This window comes from Mesorhizobium sp. M8A.F.Ca.ET.208.01.1.1, from assembly GCF_004791315.1.
In the GTDB taxonomy this organism is placed as follows: domain Bacteria; phylum Pseudomonadota; class Alphaproteobacteria; order Rhizobiales; family Rhizobiaceae; genus Mesorhizobium.
Genome location: NZ_SRUT01000470.1, coordinates 1 through 215, shown reverse-complemented (window position 1 = coordinate 215; position 215 = coordinate 1). Strand labels below are relative to the sequence as shown.

The window sequence follows — 215 nt, the reverse complement described above, 5'->3', positions numbered from 1 at the left end:
AGACCAACTCGGCCACCGACATCTCGAGCTCCGGCACGCTGACCATCTCCGATGTCGACAGCCCGGCGACCTTCGTCGCCCAGGCCGCGACCGTTGGAACCTATGGCTCGTTCTCCATCGACAGCGCCGGCGCCTGGACCTACACGGCAAGCTCGGCCCACAACGAGTTCGCCGCCGGCACCACCTACACCGACACCTTCGATGTCGTCAGCGCC

Annotated in this window: 1 protein-coding gene; it reads left to right on the top strand. The window is 66.5% G+C overall.

Going from position 1 to position 215, the window contains the following annotated elements; translation table 11 throughout:
* The coding region (locus EN851_RS36100; RefSeq protein ID WP_135931152.1) for a VCBS domain-containing protein at positions 1-215 on the top strand (215 nt) is incomplete at both ends.